We start from the raw sequence: 21,758 nt of genomic DNA, 5'->3' as shown, positions 1-21,758 counted from the left end.
TTCGGAACTATCATCCACGACATGGACATCGAAGCGAGGATCAAACGTCGGCAGCGCCGTGACGGTGAGCCTCGCCTCCTCGTCGACTACGATTCGCTCTCGCCGGTCGCACACATCGACGACCCGGTGAACTGCGGACCGGTGTTGGAGCGACTGCTCGACTACCTCGACCCGGTGTTCGACGGTCACCTCCCGCCGAACGCCTACGTCTACGGCCCCAAAGGGTCGGGGAAGTCGGCGGTCGTGACGGCGCTTTTCGACCGCCTCGTCCGCGTGTCGAGCGTCAACAACGCCGCCATCCACACGACGACCCGCGTGCAGGCGACGTTCGCGCCGCGGTTCGTCTACGTCGACGCGCGCGAGACGTCGAGCGCGTTCGCGTTCTACCACGCCGTGCTCGATGCGCTCGTCGACGAGTCGGTGCCGAAGCAGGGCATCAAGACGGAGGCGCTCCAGTCGCGGCTCAAAGCGACGCTCGACGGTCCGAAGACGGGCGCTATCGTCGCCGTCGACCACCTCGAAGAGCCGGGGACGCTCGACGGCGAGACGTTCGTCGACCTCTGTGCCGGGCTTCCGAGCAAAGTCAGTTGGTTAGCCATCGGGCGCTCGTCGCCCGACGAGACGGTGCTGACCGACTACACGGCCAGCGAGATCGAGTTCGAGCCGTACCAGAGTCAGGTGCTCATCGACGTGCTGATGACCCGGGCGTCGGCCGCGGGGTCTCAGCGAACGCTCGACCACCGACTGGCTCGTGACATCGCCGAGTGGGCCGACGGCGACGCCCACGACGCGCTCGCGGCGCTGTTCGGCGCGGCCGACGAGGCGGCCCGGAACAGACATCAGAGCATCACCGCCGCCGACACCGCCGCGGGAATCGCCGCGGTCCCGCAGCCCTGTGTCTCGCTCGGCCGCGTGTTCGCGCTTCCGGAGAACCGCCAGCAGGTGCTCCACGAACTCCTCACGTTACGACCCGACCAACAGGAGTCGGTGCAGGCGACGAGCCAGCACATCGCCAACTCGGTCGACCTCTCGGCGGCGACGGTCAAGCGAATCCTCTACGAACTCGCCGAAGACGGCATCACCCGCCGGGTCACGGCGGAGCGCGTCGACCGGAAGGGGCGGCCGCCGAGCCGACTCGAACCGCAGTTCCCGACGGTCGTGTTCGAACGCTTATTCGCCGCTCGGTAATCTGGTTCCACTGAGCGACAACAAATTTATTATAGAAAATTGTCACAACTTCGTATGGGATTGACGATTACGCGACGGGCCACCGCTGGCATCCTCGCTGTCTGTTGTGGACTCCTTTCTACAACGATCGCTGTGGAGGTTATTGGTGGCTATCTCTCGATGGAAGGAATGCCAATCGTGTATGGCCTTCTGGGACTGTCAGCAGTCGGAACTCTCGTGTCGAATTGGTTTAGCCGAACCTCGTCGTGGAAGTCTCTGCCGCTGTACGGGGCATTGACGTTTGGAAGTTCGATTATGATGTTTCTCTATCTGTTCTCTCTAACGAGTGCCTGATGTTCCTTGACCCGGCGCTGGTGCACTACTACGCTGCCAGTTTCAACCGATGACCGGTCAAGTTCTGTCAGAAGGAGTGTGCAACAGACAGAGGGTGTAATCTCTCACGGAGCCTTCATTCCATCGTATCGACGCTGAACCAACCGTTCAGTAGCGCGTGCGAGTGGATTAACTCAGACGTCGAATCCGTTTCGCCTGAGTGCCTCTGCTAGTTCCCCATCAGGGTCAGCCGCAAACTCAACCAACGATGACTCAGGCCTTGTTGTCGTATATAGTTCAGAGTCAATATTGTCCGGGATCTCGTTCGCGTGCGTCTTATCTACAACTGCAACTGATATTTTTGGCCTCGTGTCCGCGTCTTTTGACTCGCCCATTAACTGATGGTACAGGGAAGCGATGTTTGGTTTTTCGCATATCCGATTGTGAGATTCTGGACTTGTTGAAATGATTAAGGATTGAGTAGTGAGGTATGCTGAATATAGAGGGTGTACGTAGCGATTTGCTCTGTCCCACATCGAGTGCTGAACCGATACCCGACTCACACGCTGTATTCAGCACGAGTCCAACCTCCCCCAGCGGAGGACTTCAACAGCGCCCGAGTCGAAAACCTGCCGCCTACTCCGTCGTCGGCGCGGTGCAACGCTTACGCGCGGGGACAGAACTATACTCCGTCCACGGTATCTGTAGGTGATGACGACCACCCCGACGCCCGTCCGCGCGCCGCCCGTCGGCGTCCCGTCGAATCGCCTCGGCGCAGCCCCGACTCCGCAGGGTGTATCGAACGCATGACAGACCCATCGAGTCGGGAGGACGACGTGGTCGACGCCGTCGTCGAGACGCTCTGTGCGGCCGCGCCGTCGATTCGAGCGGGACTGCCCGGTCGACGCGTCTACGAGGAGGGCACGAACCCGAGCGGCGAGCGCCAGTTGGAAGCCGACACCTACGCCGACGAACTGCTGTTGAAGCGACTCCGTCCCCTCGACGGCGTCGGCCAGTACGCCAGCGAGGAGCGCGCCGAGGTCATCGACATCGGCGAGGGCGTGTCCGTCGCGCTCGACCCGCTCGACGGGTCGACGAACCTGAAACCGAACAACGTCATGGGGACGCTCTACAGCATCTACGACGAACCGCTCCCCACGGGCGGCGAGAACCTGCTCGCCGCGGGCTACATCCTCTACGGTCCGGTGACGACGCTCGTGGCCGCCCGCGACGGCGTCGTCAGCGAGTACATCCTCGAATCGGGTATCAAGCGCCCGCTCCGCGAGGAGTTGACGCTCCCCGACGACCCCGCCATCTTCAGTTTCGGCGGCCGGGCCAACCACTGGTTCGACGAGTTCGAGACGTTCGCCCGCGAGACCGAACGCACCGAGGGAATGAAACTCCGCTACGGCGGGTCGATGATCGGCGACGTGAACCAGATTCTCCACTACGGCGGCATCTTCGCGTACCCCGCCCAGACTGACGCGCCGAGCGGGAAACTTCGACAGCAGTTCGAGGGCTTCCCCATCGGCTACATCATCGAGTGCGCCGGCGGGCGGTCGTCCGATGGCGAGCAGTCGCTCCTTTCGGGAACGCCCGACGGCATCCACGACCGCGTCCCGGTCTACGTCGGCAACGACTCGCTCGTCGAGTCGCTGGAAGCGCGACTGGGCTGACGGTCCAACCCAGGCGGTGATGGAGTCGCGTTCCGATACGAGGATAGCCCACTGAACCGAGCAACTCGTTCGTTGTCGTCTGAGTGACACGCCCGTTCCGAACGCGAGGGAATAACAAATTTATTAGTATTTAATTCAGATTTTGTTTGTGAACTTCACTCTCTAGAACACAACGTCTTCGACTGACCTCGACAGCCAACCGTCGAGACAGTTTAAGATTTATAATATTGCTCAAATAGTCAATCACTGTTGGAAGTTGTGTGGCTTTCACTCGAGGGGGTACGAACTCGGGATCGAGACCGATACTGGTGGTCGACGGCGAGGGAGACGCTATTATAGTGATAATTCGATACTTTCGGAGCGGGTAGTGTACCCACAACGGTTTTTTGGTGTCCGGACAGGTTGGAATCAAGAAGTGACTGGCTCCGCATAATTGCAAAACACATCCAATATTGACTCGTCAAATCCAAGCATAGTTGACGAGTTTATTGGCCACCTCGCTGCTATCCCAGGCGAGTCATGCCTGTTGACAGAGCAGTGATGAATATGAATAATCTGACGCAATTTCTATATGACTTGATTTCTTATATTATTACATAGAAGTGGTTGGGCGTCACGCAGTTGCTACGCTTCTCGTGAGACTAGCTGTTCCCCACCGATTTTCAGCGCTGTCACCAGTACTGTGTCACTCCTCTACGGACCGCTTCGTACAGAGCCAAAAGCCGCAGCCGAATCCGACCACCGTAACCGCGACGAGACCGATGTCGACGAGCGCGATCGCGTACGCGGCAGTTCCCGGTTCCAGATACAACAGCGAAAACCCGAGGAGGAGCCCCATCACGATGCCGATTGCGACGAACAGTGGGAACCGGTCACGCTGGTCGCAGATAACGTCGACAACTGTCTCTAATCGTGCCATATTGTGTCATGGCTGGCACTGATTATCAAGCTCTCGATTCGACCGATATCGATCAGGTTCGAGTCGAGATGGGAGGGAGGGCTCGCACCGGTTGCCAACGGGTGACGCGGAAGCGACAACCGCCCATTCACATCAGTCACCCTCCTCCGACAGCGGGTCGCTATCCCAATAGGTGTGGTTCGGGTCGTCTCTGAAGCAGGCGACGCGATGGCCAGCGGCCTCGCCTGACTGTTGGAGTTGTGGGAACTCCTCCCGACATGCCTCACGGGCTTCGGGACAGCGCGTGTGGAACCGGCACCCACTCGGTGGGTTGACTGGGTCTGGGATGTCTATCTTCCGCATCGGCGGCTCACCAGCCTCACCCGACTGTCGGGACAAGTTCGGCGTCGCCCAGCGGAGGACGTTCGTGTACGGGTGACTGGGGTCGCCGATGAGTTGGTCTGCTGGGCCGACCTCGACCAGATTCCCGAGATACATCACCCCGATTCGCCCGTCCCCGTGTTCTGCGAAGTACCGTGCGTTCGAGAGGTCGTGTGAGACGAACACGAACGAGGTGTCGAACTCCGACTGCAAATCGAGCATCAGGTCCATCATTTCGACCCGTAAGGAGACGTCGAGTGCGCTTATCGCCTCGTCTGCGAGGATGACGTCGGGATTCATCAAAAGGGCGCGACAGAGCGCCACGCGCTGTTTTTCCCCGCCGCTGAGCTGGTGTGGATATCGGTCCGCGAAGTCCGCTGCGGGGTTCATACCGACGCGTTCGAGAAGCGCGTGAATCCGCTCGCGGCGTTCGCTGGTCCCGACATCCGGGTGAGTGAGCTTGATCGGCTCTGCGAGGATGCTCAGAATCCGCCGGTTTGGGTTGAGCGAACTCCCGGGGTCCTGATGGATGATCTGGAGTGACGACCGAATCTCGTCGAACGGTATCTCTCCAGTGCCGTCTTTCGCGGCCCAGATGTCCTGTCCTTTGTAGGTCACCGTCCCGCCCGTCGGTCGCTGGAGTCCGATGGTCGTCTTCCCGAGTGTGGTCTTTCCACACCCGCTTTCCCCAACGAGTGCGAGGACGTCGTTCTCCTCGATGTCGAGCGAGACGCCATCGACTGCTTTGACCACGTCCGGGTCCTCGAAGAGGTCGAACAGCCCTTGGTCTTTTTCGAAGTGGACTTCGACGTTTTCGAGTGAGATGAGTGGCTCGTCGCGTTGGTCGACCTCAGTCGACGATTCGCCGGCACGACTCACGACCCACCACCTCCCGAGACCGGAACCGACTCCTCGGAACGGTCGAAGTGCAGCGCAATCTCGTCTCGTGCGTCTTCCGCGTAGTGACAGGCAACGGCGTGGCCGTCGTCGAGTTGCGTGGACGCCGGGTCTTCAACTCGGCACTCTTCGGTGGCGAGTGGACATCGCGGTGCGAACGAACACCCCTGTGGAACGTTGATGGGCGCTGGACTCTGTCCCTCGATTGGTCGCATCTCTCCGAGCGGTGCTTCGATGTCGGGCGTCGCATTGAGCAACGCCCGCGTGTATGGGTGCCCACTATTCGCGATGAGTTGCTCACGGTCGCCGACCTCGATGAGTTGGAAGGCGTACATGACGGCCATCCGGTCGGCGAGTTCGGCGACCAGCGGCAGGTCGTGCGTGATGAACACCATCGTCAGGTCGTACTTCTCCTGTAGGTCCTCGAGGAGCGTCAGGATAGAACGCTGCATCAGGAGGTCGAGTGCGGCGGTCGGTTCGTCCATCACCAGCACCTCGGGTTCGAGGATGAGCGACAGGGCGATGAGTGCCCGCTGTTGCATCCCGCCGGAGAGTTCGTGTGGGTACGACGTCAGCACACGGTCCGCGTCGAGGTACAGGTCTGAGAGGAGTTCACGGGCGAACTCCATTCCCGACGTAACGTCGGCGTCGTGGGCCTTCAGCGTCTCTCTGAAATGTCCGCCGATCTTCATCGTCGGGTTGAACGAACTCATCGCGCCCTGGAAGACCATCGACACCTCCTCCCACCGAAACTCTCGAAGTTCATCGTCGGAGAGTTCGAGTACGTCGACTGTGGTCCCATCGTCGCGGTGGTAGAGTATCTCACCGGACAGTCGTCCGGGGTCGGGGATGGCATCCAGCATCGAATCGGCGAACATCGACTTGCCGCTTCCGCTCTCGCCCACGATGCCGAGAATCTCGCCGCGTTCGATAGACATGCTCACGTGGTCCAACACGAACGTCTCGCCGCCGTCGTACGTGACGGCCGCGTTGTTGATCTCGATGATTGGGTCGTCTGTCGTCATAGCTGTCGTAGAGGTCGTCGTTTCGCGCTGTTTGGCAGTCATCTACAGTCCCTCCGTCATGCCGGTGTCTTTCTCGTCGGCCGAAGCAGTCGACTCAGACTCCCCCGTCAGCCGAGTGCGAACGCGCGGGTTGAACACGCGGTCCATCCCCTGTCCGAGGAGGATGAGGCCGACCGAGAGGCCGATAATCGCGGCCATCGGGACGAGAAGCCAGTGTGCGGCACTCCAAGAGAACAGGGCACCACCATTGTACGCGAAGTTCAGGGTGACGCCCCAGTTCTGGTCGGAGTACGGCAACACGCCGAGGAAGAACAGTCCAATCGATGCGAACACGACGTACCGGGCGGCGAACACGAAGTTGACCGTCACGTACGGCATGATGTTCGGAATCACGTCCTTCAGGATGATTCGCGGCGTACTCACGCCCATCGTCCGGGAGGCTTCGACGTAGTTGTTCTCTCGAATCGTCAGCACCTGTGAGTGGATCGACCGGCCGAGGCCAGCCCAGTAGTTGATGTTGATGACGATTCCGAGTAGGATCGGGTTCTTGGGATTGAACGTAATCGCGAGGATCATCACCAGTGGAAGCCCGGGGATGGCCATGACGAAGTCCGACACCGACATCAACACGCGTCCGACAGAACCACCCTTGTACCCAGCGACGGTCCCGACGAGGACAGCGATACCGGTCGCCCAGAGTCCTCCCGAGGTGACCATCAGCAAGATGTCTGGGGTCGAGTGAATGATGAGTGCGGCGAGGTCCGTCCCCGACGCAGTCGTCCCGAGCGGGTACTGCATGTTCTCGAACAGCGTTAGGTACCGCGGGGCCTGACTCGTCGAGGGCTCTCGCCAGAGACCGAAGACGGCCACGAGCGCCAACGACACGTAGAACCCGATGATGAGCAGTCCGAGTCGGGTTCTGCTGTCCGACCACGCGACGAGCATCGGTTTCAAGATGTTTTCCTCGTAGAACTCTCGAAGTCGCTCCTCGCGCGTCACCGTCACCGACGACGAGGCCGACCCTCGCCAGTCGACACCGGCACCGTCCGTCGCGACTGCGCTGGACTCCGCTGCGCTGGATTCCGCTCTCTCAGTACGCTTCATCAGAACCTCCGGCACTGATTCGTGGGTCGATCTTGCTGTAGGTCAGGTCGGCGATGTAGACGCCGACGATGAGCGCGACGGTGATGACGAGGAACGTTGCCATCATGAGCGGGTAGTCGTTCGCCTTCAGCGCGGCAAACATGTAGTAGCCGAGGCCGGTGTACGAGAATATCTGCTCCAGAATGACGGTCCCCGACAAGCGGAACCCGAGGAGCAGCAAGAACCCGGTGTACATCGGAAGGATGGCGTTTCTCGCGACGTACCGAGTCGCGATACGGCGGTCGGCGAGTCCGCGGAGCCTCGCGACCCGGACGTAGTCGTTACCGAGCACCTGGATACTGTTCCCGCGCATGGCCAACGCCTGCCCGCCAATCCCACCCAGCGTGTACGAGAAGATGGGCAAGAGACTGTGTTCGAGTGCGCTGAGCACGAACGGGACGCTCAGTTCTTTCTCGACGTTGGTCCCGACTGTTCCCGCCGTCGGCAACCATCCCCACTGGTACGCGAAGACGTACAGTGAGATGACGGCGACGACGTAGAAGGGGACGGACATGAGGCCGATCGAGAGGCCACTGAACGCTTTGTCGAACCGCGATCCTTCCCAGTAGGCCTGTAACGACCCGAGGAAGATACCGACGGCGAACATGAGAATCGTCGACACCAAGACGACGAACACCGTCCACGGCACCGCTTCGGCGATGACCTGTGCCACCGGTTCGCCCAGCGAGATTGACTCGCCGAAGTTCCCCTGCGCGACGGCACCCATGTAATCCAGGTACTGCCGCCAGAGCGGCGCGTTGGGGTTGATGTTCTGGAGATTCGAAATCCGGGCGTCGACCTCCGATGCCGGAACACCCTGGCGAAGCAGTTGCGCGCGCAACTGCGTGAAGGGGCCGCCCGGAAGGAGGCGAATCAGCCCGAACGTGAGCGTCGCGACCGCGAAGATAGTCGCGAACACCCTGGCCGTCCGACGGACGTAGTAGTTACTCATGGTTACGTTGCTCCACTTCGATTATCGCTCGGCCATGAGCTGTCCCTGGCGTGGGAGCCACTCGCTTGGCCACTTGATCGCTCGGTCGTCGCTCCCTTCTGCCGGGATGTCCCACTCGTCGGTGGTGAGCCACGACTGTTCGAGCTTCGCGACCAGCCCCAGTATTGGAAGGTTCTGGTTGTGGTGCCACGCGACGCGCTTGATGAGTTCCTCCGTCGTGGCTCGGTCCTGCGTGGTCGAAATCTCCTGTGCCACCGACAGTGGGTCGATAGTCATCTCGCCGCCGTCCATCCCGGGGACGGTCTGTTCGCCCTCCGGGAAGTTGTGGCCGCCGTCGATGTCCGGGTTAGTGAGCTGCCAGCGGAGCGGGAAGTACGGGAACGACGACCGGGCGCCACCGGGCATCCAGTAGAACGCGCCGATCTTGAAGTTGGACTCGGTGTAGCCGCCGAAGAAATCCCCCGTCGGCTTCTGGCTGATTTCGAAGTCGAAACCGAACGCGTTCAACTGGTCGACGACAGTGTTCGTCGCCGTGGTCCAGTCCGTCCAGCCAGCGGGGGTGTAGTACGTCCCACCGAGAGTTCGACCGCTGCTGTGCGTCCACGTGCCGTCTTCCTTCGAGTAGCCAGCCTCGCGGAGGAGCGCAGCGGCTTTGTCCGTCTGCGACACCGCCATGCCGTACCCCTCGAAGGAGTCGTACGCGTCACCGAGCCACGATTCCTGGTCGTCCGGGGCGATACCCGTAACCTTCGGTGCGGGCGCTTTCGTTCGCGGCCCTGCGTTATCAACGACCTGCTGGCGGTTGATGACGTGAGCGACCGCCTGCCGGACGTTTCGCTTACCGAAGTCGGGGTCGTCGTGATTGAACAAGACGCCGTACCCCCATTTCGCGGAGATGGTGACTTCTTCGACGGAGTCGGGGAAGTTGCCGACGATCTTCGGCGGCGCGAAGAGGCTCGTGACGAAGTCGAGTTCGCGGCCCATCAGACCCTGTTGGAGTGCGGTGTTGTCTGCCCGCGAGAGAAGCGAGATGCCGGCGAAGTTGATGTTGTCTGCCCCGTAGTATTCGGGATTCCTCGTGAGTTCCCACGACTGCTTCGACTTCGACGCGACCGAGAAGGGGCCGCTCGCGACCACGTCTCCTTCGTATTTGAACTGCTGGAGCTCCTCGGCTTCTTTGTCGAGGAACTGTTCGAAGGTCGGATGGTACGCGAACAGTCGGAGTGACCCGTTGGCGAGCGTGTGTTTGATGACCTCCGGGTTGGACGGTCGTTTGAGGTTGAGAACGACGGTCTTGTCGTCTTCACCCTGCTCGACGCTCTCGGTGAAGTCCCAAAGCGACGTGTTCATCTTCTTCATCAGGCGGAACTGCGTCAGAACGTCGCGCGCGGTCACGTCTTCTCCGGTATCCCACGACAGGTCGTCTCGGAGCGTGAGCGTCACCGTCTTCCCCTCGATGGACCACGCTTCGAGCGCGGCTAACTCGAACTCACCGGTCGAAAAGTTGTAGGCTGCGAACCGTTCGAAGACGAAGTTCCCTGCTCGCGGGTCGTAGTTCTGTGTCGCTTCCGGGTTCAGGTGAAGGTTCGTCGGGACGCCGTTGTTCGTGGCACCGACCATCTTCTTGTCGAGGACAGACGTCCCACTCGACTCGGAATCGTCACCACCAGTCTCGTCTCCGTTGGACCCGGTCGTGTCCCCGTTCGACCCACCGTCGTCAGTCGTTCCCCCTCCGGTGGAAGTCCCGCTACACCCCGCAAGGGCTGCGATTCCGGTTGTCCCGGTTAGTTCGACGAAAGTGCGCCGGCTGATCAAGTCGCTAAAGCGGTCAGTACTGTCTGACATGGCGTACTGATAACAAACCATAGCCATTGTTAATAAATATTTGGTTAGATGCGGTAGTTCGTTGTCGTAACGCTCCCGAGAGCGCCGCCCGAACACGTCGGCGTCGGAGGACACGACACGGTCTCGCGCTCGTCGCGAAACACGACCGTCTGCGCGACGCTAGCCACGCGTTGGCAAATGTATAAGTAGTAGTGGTCTTCTCTTCGCTGTATGCAGTCAGAAAGCAAGCATCCCCCTTACAGAGATGAGACTCTGCCGACCGACAAGCGCGTCGCGGACCTCCTCGACCGAATGACGGTCGAAGAGAAAGCTGGGCAACTCGTCGGTACGTGGGCGGGAGAGCTCGACGAGTTCAAATCGGTCGAAACGGTCGAAGACGAAATCGTCGAATCCGGAGTCGGCGCTGTTGCGTCGTTCGGATGGGCCGGTGCGCTCGACTCTCGAATCGACGACGTGGTCGAGACGGTCAACCACCTGCAAGAAGTCGCGCTGTCGAAGACTCGACTCGGCATCCCGCTGTTGTTCAACGTGGATGCTGTCCACGGTCACGCGTACGTCGCCGAAGGGACGGCGTTCCCGAACGGACTCGGGATGGCGGCAACGTGGGACGAAGACGGCGTCGAGAGCGCAGCAGCGGTCACTGCAACCGAAGTCCGTAAGTCGGGGGCACAGCAGAACTATTCGCCCACGTGTGACGTTGCCCGAGAGCCGCGGTGGGGTCGCACCTTCGAGACGTTCGGCGAGAGTCCATTTTTGTGCGGACGGATGGCAGGTGCGATGGTCCGTGGATACCAGGGCGACGGTCTCGGCGACCCAACTGCCGTGGCGGCAACCGCGAAACACTTCCCGGCCTATAGCGAGCCCGCACGAGGGGAAGATACTGCTCCCGTCGAAGTGTCCTCGTACCTCCTTCGAAACGTCTTCTTACCGTCGTTCGTCGACGCGATTGACGAGGGTGTCGCGTCCGTTATGCCCTGCTACAACGCAATCGACGGGAAACCCACACACGCCTCGCGCGACTATCTCACAGACCTTCTCCGAGGGAAACTCGGATTCGATGGCACCGTCGTCTCTGATTGGAACGGGGTCCGGATGCTCCACGAAGACCACCACGTCGCGAGCGACCACCGTGAGTCGGTCCGAATGACTCGCAACGCTGGACTCGATGTCGCATCAGTCGATGCGGTCGCACACGCGGACCATCTCGTCTCGCTCGTCGAATCGGGGGCGGTTGCAGAACACGTTCTCGACGAGAGCGTCAGACGCGTCCTCGACCTCAAATTCCGGCTCGGGCTCTTCGAAGACGCGTTCGTCGATGCGAACGAAGCGCGAGACGTCGTCGGTGCCGATGCGCATCGAGCCGACGCGTTAGCGACCGCGCGGAAGTCGATGACGCTCCTGCAGAACGACGATACGCTCCCGTTGGACCCCGCTGCCGACGTCGTCGTCGCTGGGCCGAACGCGGACAACCCGATTCACCAACTCGGTGGCTGGAGTGTCCCCGACGAGGCGGGCACCGACGTCATCTCAATCAAAGACGGAATCGAAGCCGTGTGTGATGGGACGGTGACCTACGAACAGGGAACGACGATAACCGAAGCAGTCGATATCGACGCCGCAGTCGAAGCGGCGGAGGATGCGGACGTCGCGGTGGTCGCCGTCGGAGAAAACTGGTATATCCACGAGTTCGGGCCGACCGCGGAGAGCGGGACTGCCTCGGACGAGTTTCCGAACCGAACCACGCTCGAACTCCCCGATGCGCAGCGCGACCTCGTGACCGCGTTGTACGAGACGGGGACGCCTGTCGTCGGGGTCCTCGTCACCGGTCGACCGCTGGCCGTGGAGTGGATGGCAGAGAACCTCCCGTCGCTGTTGCTGGCGTACTATCCGGGGACGATGGGTGGCCAAGCCGTCGCGGAGACGCTCTTCGGGGCGTGCGACCCCGGCGGGCGATTACCGATTTCGGTCCCCCGGTCCGCGAGTCACCTTCCAACCCGGTTCAATCACTTCCCGCACCCGACACCGATCGGTCCCGACGAGCATCTTCCGTCGTACGACCCACTCTTCGAATTCGGTCACGGGCTGAGTTACACCGACTTCGAGTTCGGTTCGATGAGCGTGACGCACGACCGAATCTCACCCCACGGGACCACGACAGTCGAAGTTCCTGTAGAAAACGTCGGGGACCGACACGGTTCGACCGTCGTACAGGTGTACGTCACCGACCAGGCTGGAACGCGCGTAACCCCGGTCCGGGAACTCTGCGGGTTCGAGCGTGTCTCGCTCGACCCCGGCGCCACAGAGACGGTGTCGATTCCCATTGATGCGACATCGATTGGGCGCGTCGACGAAACTGGGAGAGTGTCGGCGATTCCGGGTGAGTACACCCTTCGTGTCGGCGAGCAAGACGTCACGATTACCGTCGAACCGAAATCCAACTGACCGACCCCGGCGCGGACTGAGGTCCTCGTTCCGAGCGAGGTTTTCTGCGGCGATACCCTACCTGGCGGTTCTTCGTCGAGAGCTCAGCCAATACGGTTCCTCCCGCTCGACGATGCGGCGAGAACAGACACGGAACTGTCTCCTGTTGACCCCCGTTGAGCCCTGTTGAGCCGTTGCCCCGTGTTCTGTGAACGTCCTCGTGGACGCCCTCTGGACTCTTATTCAGCATTCCCCGGAGCCATCTTCATGTGGTTCGCCCACATGAAACATACATAAGTCTTTAATCAGGTCATACGGACTAGCATTTGAGAAAATAACTCAGAGTACGACGATATCTGTGTGAATCCTTATCGCCTCAAATATGGCTTTAGAAGCTACGTTCTTGAGCCTCTGTTTTAGATAGACTCGAACTCTAAGCCACCATACACAAGCAAATTTTCTGTATAGGGCGATGAAAAATAAGTTCGCTGATATTACAAACGCCTGCTTGAAGGCTTCTAACGGTGTATCTGTCCGTGGCGGTCGAATTGATTCGCTCCTCGGTCGGAACGCGAAGTCGTGTCGTCGGCTTAGCTACCATATTCTAGAGTATATCTGGGATAGAGGGGCCCATTTCCATTACAAAATTATGTCCGTAAAGATAGTGCTGGTCGAACGCAACCGGCTCCTCGAAAAAGGGTCGGGAATCAGCGAAGTATTCATGGTGAATGATGGTGTGAGTGCGAGTATGGACCGCGAAACGCTGACGAAAGCACTCGAGTACGCGGACCTCGCGTCGTACCAAGCCGACGCCTATCTCACGCTCCTCGAGATGGGCGTCTCGCCTGCTATCGAAGTGGGCCGTGAGAGCGCCGTCCCCGTCTCGCAAGTGTACGACGTTCTCCGGAGCCTCGAATCGAAGGGATACGTCGAAACGATCGAACGAGAGAAACTGTACGTGCAACCGTGTGACCCGGAGGCGGCGATGGCGGACCTCGAGACCAGGGGCGAACTCCTCCACGAGGCTGCCGAAGCGGTCCGCGAACGATACCGGACCCCCGAGCGGATGGACGCGCGTGTCGGCGTCACCAAGCGTGTCAAGACAGCCGTCGAGAACGCACAGGAGCTCATCGACGACGCGGAAACCGTCGTGGAGGTCGCCGGGTCGTTCGAACAACTCCAGTCGCTCTCCCCAGCACTTCGAGCGGCCCGCGAGCGAGGCGTCGTCGTTCGTGCATCGGTCTACATCGACCAGGGTGAAGAACCACCCGCAGCGTTCGATCCGAGCGGGGTGCTCTCAGAGCTTCGTGTGTGTACTATCCCCGGACCGTTTCTCGTCGTTATCGACCGAAACCGAACGTGTTTCGGACCGAACACGCGCTCCGACGAAGACTACGGCGTCCTCGTCTACGACCGTATCCTTCCGTTTGTCTTTCACTGGTTTTTCCTCACCTGCCTGTGGAACCCCTACCGGGTCGTCTATCTTGACGACGAAGATCAGTTCACCTACGTCACCATCGAAGAGTTCATTCGAGATCTCCTCCCGCTTTGGGAACGTGGGTTCGAACTCGGCGTCACCGTCGAAGGAGTCGACATTGCAGAAGGAGATGAGACGACTGTCGAAGGGAGCGTCGCCGACATCTCGTTCTACGGAGACGAGCGACCGCCGTCACGACTGGCACTGTCTGACCTGGGCGCGTACAAGAACCTCACACTCGACACGGGCGATGAAACGGCCGTCGTTGGCGGATGGGGTGCCGTCTTCGAAGACATGGAGATACGGACGATCACCTTGGAGCGTATCGACATCGGAGAGACCCCGCTCACCCACGAGAGACGAGACTGACGGGTCAGTTCTCGCCCGCTTCGAACGGCCGTCGACCCTGCCGCCCGAACACCGCACCCGAAATCGGGTGAGATGTCGCAAAAGATTACGGGCATATCTGTGTCATGGCCGTCGCGCGGTGTGGCTCAGTCGAAGCGCCCGGCGCTCGAACTCCGCGCGGCCATGTTCATGTTCACCTCGATGATGTTGGCCGTGCTCGTGACCATCTCGGGGATGGTGTCGTGGAACTGCTCGCCCTTGATGCGACTCGTCGGTCCGGAGACGCTCAGCGCGCCGAGGACGGTACCGTTGCGGTCGCGAATCGGCGCGCCGACGGCGCGGAGGCCCTCGATTTCTTCCTCGTCGTTGCAGGCGTAGCCCCGCTCCCGGATGGTGTCGAGTTCGTCGAACAGCGCGTCGCGTTCGGTGATGGTCGCCTCGGTCTTCGCCGGCAGGCCGTGTTGGTCGACGATTTCCTCCACCCGACTGCGGGGGAGGAACGCGAGGATGGCCTTCCCGGTCGACGACGCGTGGAGGTTGTCCGGGCGCTGAATCTTCGAGCGCTGGTACTGGCTGCCGACCGCGCGCTCGCCGCGCACCTTGAGCAGGCTGATGCGCAACCCGTGCTGTTCGGTCGAGAGATGGGCGTACTCGCCGGTCTTCTCCGCGAGCGCCTCGACTTCCTCCTTGCCGACTTGGTAGAGTATCTGCTGGTTGCGCACGTACTCGCCCAGGAGGAGGAACTGGAGGCTGAGATGGTAGCTGTCGCCCTCCTTGGCAACGAGGTTGTTCTTCCGCAGGGTCGCCAGATGGTTGTACACCGTAGACTTCGAGAGGCCTAGGTAGTCGACTAACTCGGCGACGCGCGCCCCGTTCAACTCCTCGAGCGCCCGGACGACGCTGACCGCCGTGTCCACCGTGCTCAGCGTGCGGGACGGCGCATCGGTGTTGGGGTTCTCGGGCATGCTACGAGAACGTCTATCGGGTGTCATAGCTGTTCCGAATATCTTGCAATCGAAACGTGATGGGGACAATCAGTGTTGAGACCGCCGCTCGAAGGCGGTTTCGGTCGATAATTGTCAACCCCAACTCGAAACCGGAGCCGCCCGCCACCCTCGCCCAGCGCGAGCGCGAATCTGCGTCTCCCCCGAGACACACCCGAAGCGACGGCCGCCACCCACGACCTCGATTGTCAGATGCGTGGAATCGGTTTTCCCTCCGATACTCGGCCGCTCGGCGACGCTATTCGCGGTCGAACCACACACGACTCGGAGAATCGTTGTATTTGCTGACAACACTGCGGGACAGAGCGAGTGGCTGCAGATTTCGCAGGATAAACTCGATGGCTCACGAGGTGCGGTTTCGACCGAAGCGGTACGGAGAAACTGTGTTCGCGTTCGAGAGCCTCTAGAACGCCGGAATACGAACGGCTGTGCGAGAGGCGGTCCAGTTCGGGGCCGCGTGCCACATATCGAGACAGACATCGCGGCCGCGACGAAATCGCGACAGAGACACGAATCTGGCCGTGAACTGTCTGAAAACGGAAACCTAGTTCACAACGGGACAGGCCGTCGGCCGCAACTCACACGCCGGCGAGGCGTGCAAGCGTCCCCGCGAGAACCGACGCTGCGGTCGCGCAGTCCGCCCAGTCAGTCCATTCGCGCGGGTTGTGCGAGAGGCCGTCCACCGACGGAGCGAACAGGAGTACGGCATCGGTGACACTGGCAACATTTGCAGTATCGTGCATCGCCGCGGAGTGCATGCGTTTCGCGTCGATATCCTCGGTCGCGGCCGCGTCGAGGGCGGCGTCGACGCAGTCGTCGGCCATCCGACTCGGGCGCTGGTCGCGGTAGCGGTCGAAGGTCGTCTCGACCGGGTGGGTGGTTTCGAGGCGCGCGAGCGCGGCGTCGGCCCGCTCGGCGATGGCGTTCATCGCCCGGTAGTTCACGTCGCGGATGTCCATCTGCAGCGTGACCTCACCGGGGACGATGTTACGCGCGTTCGGGGCCACGTCGAACTGGCCGACGGTTCCCACGGCGGTAGCGCTCTGGTTCTGCGCCACGTCGTCGGCCGCGGCCCGGAAGTCGACGACGAACTCGCTGGCGGCGACTAGCGCGTCGCGGCGCTCGTCCATCGGCGTCGCGCCCGCGTGGTCGGCCTCGCCGACGATGTCGGCCGCGCAGGTCGTGATGCCGGTGATGGCGTCGACGACGCCGACCGCCGCGCCCGCGGACTCCAGCACCGTTCCCTGTTCGATGTGGAGTTCGGCCCACGCGTCCCACGTCGCGGCGTCGATAGTGTCGGTCCCGCGGAAGCCGATGGCGTCGAGGTGGGTTTCGAGGGTCGTGCCGTCGGCGTCGCGGAACGCGAGCGCGTCGTCGGCGTCTCGCGCCCCCGTCGCCACCGACGACCCGAGCAGGCCGTGCGAGAAGCGCGCGCCCTCCTCTTCGGTGAACGAGACCACGTCGATTGGGCGGTCGAGGCTCACGTCGGCGTCTCGTTCTTGGAGCGTCCGGACCGCTTCGAGCGCCGCGTAGACGCCGAGCGGGCCGTCGAAGATGCCACCCTCGGGGACCGAATCGAGGTGACTACCGGCGGCGACGGGGGCCGCGTCGGGGTCGGCTCCGTCGGGAACCCACCGGCCGGCGATGTTCCCCACGGGGTCGATACGGACCGAAAGGCCGGCGTCGCGCAGTCGCTCGACGAGGAACTCGCGGGCGCGGCGGTCTGCGTCACTCCCCGTTAGAACGGTGCGGCCGCGCCCCGCCGGCGCGTCGATGTCGCCGAAGCGGGCGTTCGCTTCGATGTCCTCGCGGAGTCGCTGCTGGGAGGCCTGCATGTGCGACTCAACTCGCAAACGATGTCTAATAATTGTGCGTGTTCGTGGCAGATTCTACGGGGCGACGGCGGCGATGACGGGCGAGACGCGCGGCTGGTCGGGGTCGAACAGCCGTGTCGAATCGCCGCGTTAGAGCGTTCGAATCGTCTGACACACCACGTCGACGCCGATGTCGAGGGCGTCCTCGTCGATGTCGAACCGCGAGGTGTGGTGGCCGAACTCGTTGCTCGCGCCGATGCCGACGTAGGTCGCCTTCCCGCCGTGTTCCTGTACGCGCCGGATGAGGTAGGAGGCGTCCTCGCTGCCGCCGATGTCGAGTCGCGGGACCGTCTCGGTCACGTCGTCGAGGTCGGCCGCCGACGCGAGGACGGCCTCGACCATCTCGTCGTCGGCCGTGAAGGTCGCCGTCTTCCCGTAGAGACCCGTCTCGACCGACACGTCGTGCATGCCCGCGGCGTGGTCGAGGACGCGCCGGGCCTTTCCGAGCATGTACTCGTTCAGGTCGGCGGTCCCGCCGCGGACCTCGACGCGGAGGCGCGCCTCCTCGGCAATGATGTTCTGCGGATTGGGGGACTCGAACTTGCCGACGTTGATGCGGGTCGTCCCGTCGGCGTGGCGCGGAATCCCGTAGAGGTTCTGGACCGCGGCCGTCGCCGCGTGGAGCGCGTTTCGGCCCTCGTTGGGCGCGTTGCCCGCGTGGCTCGGAGCGCCTTCGAAGGTCACGTCGAGTTTCGCGTTTGAAAGCGGGTTCTCGTAGGCGGCGATGACCGTCCCCGTGGGGTTGCCGAGGCCGAGGTGGAGCGCGAGGAAGTAGTCGATATCCGCGAGCAGGTCGGTCTCGCTCATCGGCTTGCCGCCGCGGCCGCCTTCCTCCGCCGGCTGGAAGAACAGTCGGAGCGTGCCGTCGAACCCGCCGTCGTCGTCGAGGTCGCGAGCGATACCGAGGCCGATGGCGGTGTGGCCGTCGTGGCCGCACGCGTGCATCTCGTTGGGGTGCGTGCTCGCGAAGCCCAGTTTCGCGGGGCGGTGTTCCTCGTCGCTCGATTCGGTGCGTTCGAGGGCGTCCATGTCGACGCGGACGCCGACGGTCGGCCCGTCGCCGAAGCGCTTCTCGGCGACGAGCCCCGTGATGCCGTCCATCCGGTCGAGGTAGGCCTCGGGTGCGCCTTCCTCGCGTGCGCGTTCGACTGCGGTCGCGACCGCGTCGTCGTCGGGGACGCCCAGTCGCTCGTCTTCGGCGACGGCGTCCGGGCCGAGGTGGAGCGTGAACTCGCGGTCGTCGAGCGCGGCGGCGATAAGGGCGGTCGTGCGGAACTCCTTCCACCCGGACTCGGGGTGGGCGTGAAGGTCCTGTCGTAACTCTCGCAGGGAGAGCGTGCTGGCGTACGCCATGAAGCCGACATTGCAACCACCGCGTTAAACTGTTTGGGAAGCGGTAGCACAACGAACGCGACCGGAACTCCATTGCGATATAGTACCAAGATTGTGAGAGGTTGCCAAAGCTATAAATAACGGTGTTTCATGAGCTAAGGTATCACGCGTACCGCTACAAGGGTGTGTACGTAGCTCCAGAAAACAATGTCAGACGACAACATTACCGAGATAAACATGGACAGACGGCAATTTATTGCGGCCGCGAGCGCGGTCGGCGCGACCGCGTTTGCGGGCTGTACCGGCGGCGACGCGGGCGATTCCGACGGAACCGGGACGAGCGGCGGGAGCACCGACAGCGGTTCGTCGGGTAACTCCGGCGAGACCGTCCGCGTCAACGTCGCGCTCGCCGCGGAGCCGTGGAACTTCGACCCCGCACTCTGGACAGACACCGCGACCAGCACCATCGGCGGCCTCATCTACGACGAGGTCATCGAACTGACGCCCGACTCCGAACTCCAGCCCGGCCTCGTGACCGAGGTTCCCGACCCCGTCGACGGCGGGACGGCGTTCGAATACACGCTCCGCGAGGGCATCACGTTCCACAACGGCGACGAGGTGACCGTCGAGGACTTCAAGTACTCCGTCGACTGGATTCTCAACCCCGACAACAAGTCGCCGGTCAAGAGCCGCCTCCCGTTCGTCGAGGACACCGAAATCGTCGGCGACCGGACGCTTCGGCTCAACCTCTCCCAGCCGTTCGGGACGCTCAACTGGTGGCTCACCCGCGGCCTGGAGGGTATCGTTCCCGAGGGCTCCCGCGGCGACACCGCAGACGGAAAGGGACCGAGCGGCCTCGCGACCGACCTCACGCAGGACCCCTCCGGCGCGGGCACCGGCGCGTTCAAATTCGTCGAGTGGAAAAGCGGGAGTCACGTTCTCCTCGAGAAGAACGAGGACTACTGGAAGGAGGGCGCACCAGCCGTCGACGAGTTCAAGTTCGACTTCATCGGCGAGGACTCCACGCGCCTCGCAAACCTCCGGTCGGGCCAACTCGACCTGACGGACAAGGTCCCTCCGAAGGACTTCGAGAGCCTCAGCGGCCAGCCGGACATCACGACTGAGTCCGTCCCCGGCAACTTCACGCAGGTGCTGTACGTGAACCTCATGGAGTCCGAGGGTAACCCGATGAGTAACCGGCACAACCGCCGTGCGGTGCTGTTCGGCATCGACCGCGAGGAGATTCTCGACGAGGTGTTCTACGGGCAGGGCGCGGTCCAGAAGGGACCGTGGTACCCCGACAGCGACTGGACCTCGCCGAAGCTCAAGGAGATGCAGATGTACGACCCCGAGAAGGCCAAGAAAGAACTCGAACTTGCGGGCAACCCCGACGGCTTCGAGATGGACATCATTGCCACCAAGGGGTCGTGGTTCAAAGACGAGGCCGTCGTCATCCAGAACCAACTGTCGAAAATCGGCATCGAAGCCAGCGTCACCGCCGTCGACAAGTCCACACTCCTCAACCAAGTGTACAGCACGGACACGTGGCACGCCGCGATGGAAGACTGGGCGCAGTCAATTCCGGTCGCCACGTCGTGGCTCGACGCCGGCTACGCCGACAACAACCACAACCACAACAACTGGCACCACCCGTCCGAGGACCTCGAAGACATCTACGCGCCGAGCGGCCCCGCCGCGCCCGAAGACGCCGAGGGCGACTTCTCGAACGGCCACGAGTGGTACGTCTCGAAGCTCCGCGAGGCACAGGCCTCGACGGACGAACAAGTACAGAAGGAAATCGTCTGGGAACTGGAGGAGTACCTCGTCGAACACGGCATCCAGATCGACATCGCCTACGTCAACAAACTCGAGGCGTGGCGCAACGCCGTCAACGACTACGACGTGGGCACGTTCCAGGACAACTACCGCTTCGTCTCGAAGGGTGAGTGACGGACAGATGCACACGCGTTCGCGCCAGCCACGTCAAGTTCCAACGGCGACCCGGGAGGTGACTCTGCCGTGAGCATGTTCCGGTTCGTCCTCAAGCGCCTGCTGTTGAGCGTTCCCGTCCTCCTCGGGGTGAGCGTCGTCGTCTTCGCGCTCGTCCACCTCGCGCCGGGTGGTCCGGTGCGGGTGATGCTCGGCCCGCTCAGCAGCGAGGAACTCGTCAGACAGATTCGGATGGAGATGGGACTCAACCGCCCGCTGTACGTCCAGTACGGCATGTGGATGCTCGACGCCCTGCAGGGCGACTTCGGCGTATCGTGGACGGTCCAGCAGGGGACGCCCGTGACCGACATTATCGTCGAACGCATCCCGCTGACGGTCGAGCTATCGATTCTCAGCATGATTACGGCGATTCTCATCGCCATCCCGGCGGGCATCATCAGCGCCGTCCGCAAGGACAAGCCCGCGGACCACGCCGCGCGTATCGCCGCGCTGTCGGGGATTTCGATCCCCGACTTCTGGCTGGGTATCATCCTCATCATGATCTTCGCGGTGCAGTTTTCGTTCCCGTGGGCGACCGGTGGCTGGACGCCGCCGTGGGTCGACCCGGTGGCGAACCTCCAGCAGTTGTTCCTCCCGGTCATCACGCTCGGGACGGCCTACTCCGCGCTCATCGCCCGGATGATGCGCTCGGAGATGCTGGACACGCTCAGTCAGGACTACGTCAAGACCGCCCGCGCGATGGGCATCGGCGCGCGCGAAATCGTCCTCAAAGACGCCTCGAAAAACGCGCTCATCCCCGTCGTGACCGTCATCGGCGTCGGACTCGGCCAACTGATGAACGGCGCGATTCTGACCGAGACGGTGTTCAACCTCCCCGGTATCGGCAAGCTCCTGATACTGGCCATCGACCGCCGCGACTACCGCATCATCCAGGCGCTCATCCTGTTCATCGCGAGCGTGTTCGTCTTCGCGAACCTCGCGGTGGACGTGCTGTACGCCTACCTCGACCCCCGCATCAGACACGATGGAAACTAA

General features: G+C 62.1%; 16 protein-coding genes. 6 read left to right on the top strand and 10 right to left on the bottom strand.

Annotated features, from left to right (window positions below; translation table 11 throughout):
* Positions 1–21 precede the first annotated feature (21 nt).
* Positions 22–1,188, top strand: coding sequence for a Cdc6/Cdc18 family protein (locus C5B90_RS12505; RefSeq protein ID WP_115881891.1), 1,167 nt, complete (start codon positions 22–24; stop codon positions 1,186–1,188).
* Positions 1,189–1,694: 506 nt separating this feature from the next.
* On the opposite strand, the gene C5B90_RS21045 is transcribed toward C5B90_RS12505, so the two are convergent.
* On the bottom strand, positions 1,695–1,895 hold the full coding sequence (locus tag C5B90_RS21045; protein ID WP_115881887.1) for a hypothetical protein: 201 nt from the start codon (positions 1,893–1,895) through the stop codon (positions 1,695–1,697).
* A gap of 411 nt (positions 1,896–2,306) precedes the next feature.
* On the opposite strand from C5B90_RS21045, the gene C5B90_RS12490 reads away from it, so the two are divergent.
* Positions 2,307–3,176: a class 1 fructose-bisphosphatase gene (locus C5B90_RS12490; protein WP_115881885.1), complete on the top strand. Its 870-nt coding sequence runs from the start codon at positions 2,307–2,309 to the stop codon at positions 3,174–3,176.
* Between the two features lie 685 nt (positions 3,177–3,861).
* Here C5B90_RS12490 and C5B90_RS12485 read toward each other — a convergent pair.
* From C5B90_RS12485 to C5B90_RS12460, 6 genes are all read right to left on the bottom strand, one after another.
* Positions 3,862–4,095, bottom strand: a complete 234-nt coding sequence (locus C5B90_RS12485) for a hypothetical protein (protein ID WP_115881883.1) — start codon at positions 4,093–4,095, stop codon at positions 3,862–3,864.
* Positions 4,096–4,227: 132 nt separating this feature from the next.
* Entirely contained in the window at positions 4,228–5,334 is a 1,107-nt protein-coding gene (locus C5B90_RS12480) for an oligopeptide/dipeptide ABC transporter ATP-binding protein (RefSeq protein ID WP_115881881.1), read from the bottom strand.
* Positions 5,331–6,377 (bottom strand): ABC transporter ATP-binding protein, encoded by a 1,047-nt coding sequence (locus tag C5B90_RS12475; protein WP_115882528.1) that lies wholly within the window; start codon positions 6,375–6,377, stop codon positions 5,331–5,333. Before C5B90_RS12475 ends, C5B90_RS12480 begins: the two co-directional genes overlap by 4 nt.
* Before the next feature lie 42 nt (positions 6,378–6,419).
* The gene (locus tag C5B90_RS12470) at positions 6,420–7,481 is read right to left on the bottom strand and encodes an ABC transporter permease (protein WP_115881879.1); all 1,062 of its coding nucleotides are present in this window, start codon (positions 7,479–7,481) and stop codon (positions 6,420–6,422) included.
* A complete protein-coding gene (locus C5B90_RS12465; RefSeq protein WP_115881877.1) occupies positions 7,468–8,472 on the bottom strand; it encodes an ABC transporter permease in 1,005 nt (334 codons plus the stop codon). The genes C5B90_RS12470 and C5B90_RS12465 overlap by 14 nt, the downstream gene beginning before the upstream one ends.
* Positions 8,473–8,493: 21 nt before the next feature.
* On the bottom strand, positions 8,494–10,092 hold the full coding sequence (locus tag C5B90_RS12460; protein WP_115881875.1) for an ABC transporter substrate-binding protein: 1,599 nt from the start codon (positions 10,090–10,092) through the stop codon (positions 8,494–8,496).
* Between the two features lie 516 nt (positions 10,093–10,608).
* Here C5B90_RS12460 and C5B90_RS12455 point away from each other — a divergent pair.
* Positions 10,609–12,759 (top strand): glycoside hydrolase family 3 N-terminal domain-containing protein, encoded by a 2,151-nt coding sequence (locus C5B90_RS12455; protein ID WP_115882526.1) that lies wholly within the window; start codon positions 10,609–10,611, stop codon positions 12,757–12,759.
* Between the two features lie 451 nt (positions 12,760–13,210).
* Positions 13,211–14,584, top strand: a complete 1,374-nt coding sequence (locus C5B90_RS12450; RefSeq protein WP_233511996.1) for a TrmB family transcriptional regulator — start codon at positions 13,211–13,213, stop codon at positions 14,582–14,584.
* A gap of 125 nt (positions 14,585–14,709) precedes the next feature.
* On the opposite strand, the gene C5B90_RS12445 is transcribed toward C5B90_RS12450, so the two are convergent.
* The 3 genes from C5B90_RS12445 to C5B90_RS12435 form a co-directional block, all read right to left on the bottom strand.
* Positions 14,710–15,528, bottom strand: coding sequence for an IclR family transcriptional regulator (locus C5B90_RS12445; RefSeq protein WP_115881871.1), 819 nt, complete (start codon positions 15,526–15,528; stop codon positions 14,710–14,712).
* Between the two features lie 617 nt (positions 15,529–16,145).
* Positions 16,146–17,402, bottom strand: a complete 1,257-nt coding sequence (locus C5B90_RS12440) for a M20 family metallo-hydrolase (RefSeq protein ID WP_115881869.1) — start codon at positions 17,400–17,402, stop codon at positions 16,146–16,148.
* A gap of 129 nt (positions 17,403–17,531) precedes the next feature.
* Positions 17,532–18,794: an amidohydrolase gene (locus tag C5B90_RS12435; protein WP_115881867.1), complete on the bottom strand. Its 1,263-nt coding sequence runs from the start codon at positions 18,792–18,794 to the stop codon at positions 17,532–17,534.
* A 186-nt stretch (positions 18,795–18,980) separates the two neighbouring features.
* On the opposite strand from C5B90_RS12435, the gene C5B90_RS12430 reads away from it, so the two are divergent.
* Together C5B90_RS12430 and C5B90_RS12425 are read left to right on the top strand one after the other, a co-directional pair.
* Positions 18,981–20,723, top strand: coding sequence for an ABC transporter substrate-binding protein (locus tag C5B90_RS12430; protein ID WP_115881865.1), 1,743 nt, complete (start codon positions 18,981–18,983; stop codon positions 20,721–20,723).
* A 75-nt stretch (positions 20,724–20,798) separates the two neighbouring features.
* Complete coding sequence (locus C5B90_RS12425) at positions 20,799–21,758, top strand: ABC transporter permease (RefSeq protein WP_115882524.1); 960 nt, start codon at positions 20,799–20,801, stop codon at positions 21,756–21,758.

Source organism: Haloferax sp. Atlit-12N (genome assembly GCF_003383095.1).
Lineage (GTDB): Archaea > Halobacteriota > Halobacteria > Halobacteriales > Haloferacaceae > Haloferax.
Note: the sequence above shows the minus strand (reverse complement) of the source record. Positions and strands in the feature narration are given on the sequence as shown.

What these genes read in the sequence shown, in the direction of transcription:
- C5B90_RS12505 (WP_115881891.1), top strand. Translation starts at nt 22, where the DNA reads ATGGACATCGAAGCGAGGATCAAACGTCGGCAGCGCCGTGACGGTGAG.
- C5B90_RS21045 (WP_115881887.1), bottom strand. Translation starts at nt 1,895, where the DNA reads ATGGGCGAGTCAAAAGACGCGGACACGAGGCCAAAAATATCAGTTGCA.
- C5B90_RS12490 (WP_115881885.1), top strand. Translation starts at nt 2,307, where the DNA reads ATGACAGACCCATCGAGTCGGGAGGACGACGTGGTCGACGCCGTCGTC.
- C5B90_RS12485 (WP_115881883.1), bottom strand. Translation starts at nt 4,095, where the DNA reads ATGGCACGATTAGAGACAGTTGTCGACGTTATCTGCGACCAGCGTGAC.
- C5B90_RS12475 (WP_115882528.1), bottom strand. Translation starts at nt 6,377, where the DNA reads ATGACGACAGACGACCCAATCATCGAGATCAACAACGCGGCCGTCACG.
- C5B90_RS12470 (WP_115881879.1), bottom strand. Translation starts at nt 7,481, where the DNA reads ATGAAGCGTACTGAGAGAGCGGAATCCAGCGCAGCGGAGTCCAGCGCA.
- C5B90_RS12465 (WP_115881877.1), bottom strand. Translation starts at nt 8,472, where the DNA reads ATGAGTAACTACTACGTCCGTCGGACGGCCAGGGTGTTCGCGACTATC.
- C5B90_RS12460 (WP_115881875.1), bottom strand. Translation starts at nt 10,092, where the DNA reads ATGGTCGGTGCCACGAACAACGGCGTCCCGACGAACCTTCACCTGAAC.
- C5B90_RS12455 (WP_115882526.1), top strand. Translation starts at nt 10,609, where the DNA reads ATGACGGTCGAAGAGAAAGCTGGGCAACTCGTCGGTACGTGGGCGGGA.
- C5B90_RS12450 (WP_233511996.1), top strand. Translation starts at nt 13,211, where the DNA reads ATGAAAAATAAGTTCGCTGATATTACAAACGCCTGCTTGAAGGCTTCT.
- C5B90_RS12445 (WP_115881871.1), bottom strand. Translation starts at nt 15,528, where the DNA reads ATGCCCGAGAACCCCAACACCGATGCGCCGTCCCGCACGCTGAGCACG.
- C5B90_RS12440 (WP_115881869.1), bottom strand. Translation starts at nt 17,402, where the DNA reads ATGCAGGCCTCCCAGCAGCGACTCCGCGAGGACATCGAAGCGAACGCC.
- C5B90_RS12435 (WP_115881867.1), bottom strand. Translation starts at nt 18,794, where the DNA reads ATGGCGTACGCCAGCACGCTCTCCCTGCGAGAGTTACGACAGGACCTT.
- C5B90_RS12430 (WP_115881865.1), top strand. Translation starts at nt 18,981, where the DNA reads ATGTCAGACGACAACATTACCGAGATAAACATGGACAGACGGCAATTT.
- C5B90_RS12425 (WP_115882524.1), top strand. Translation starts at nt 20,799, where the DNA reads ATGTTCCGGTTCGTCCTCAAGCGCCTGCTGTTGAGCGTTCCCGTCCTC.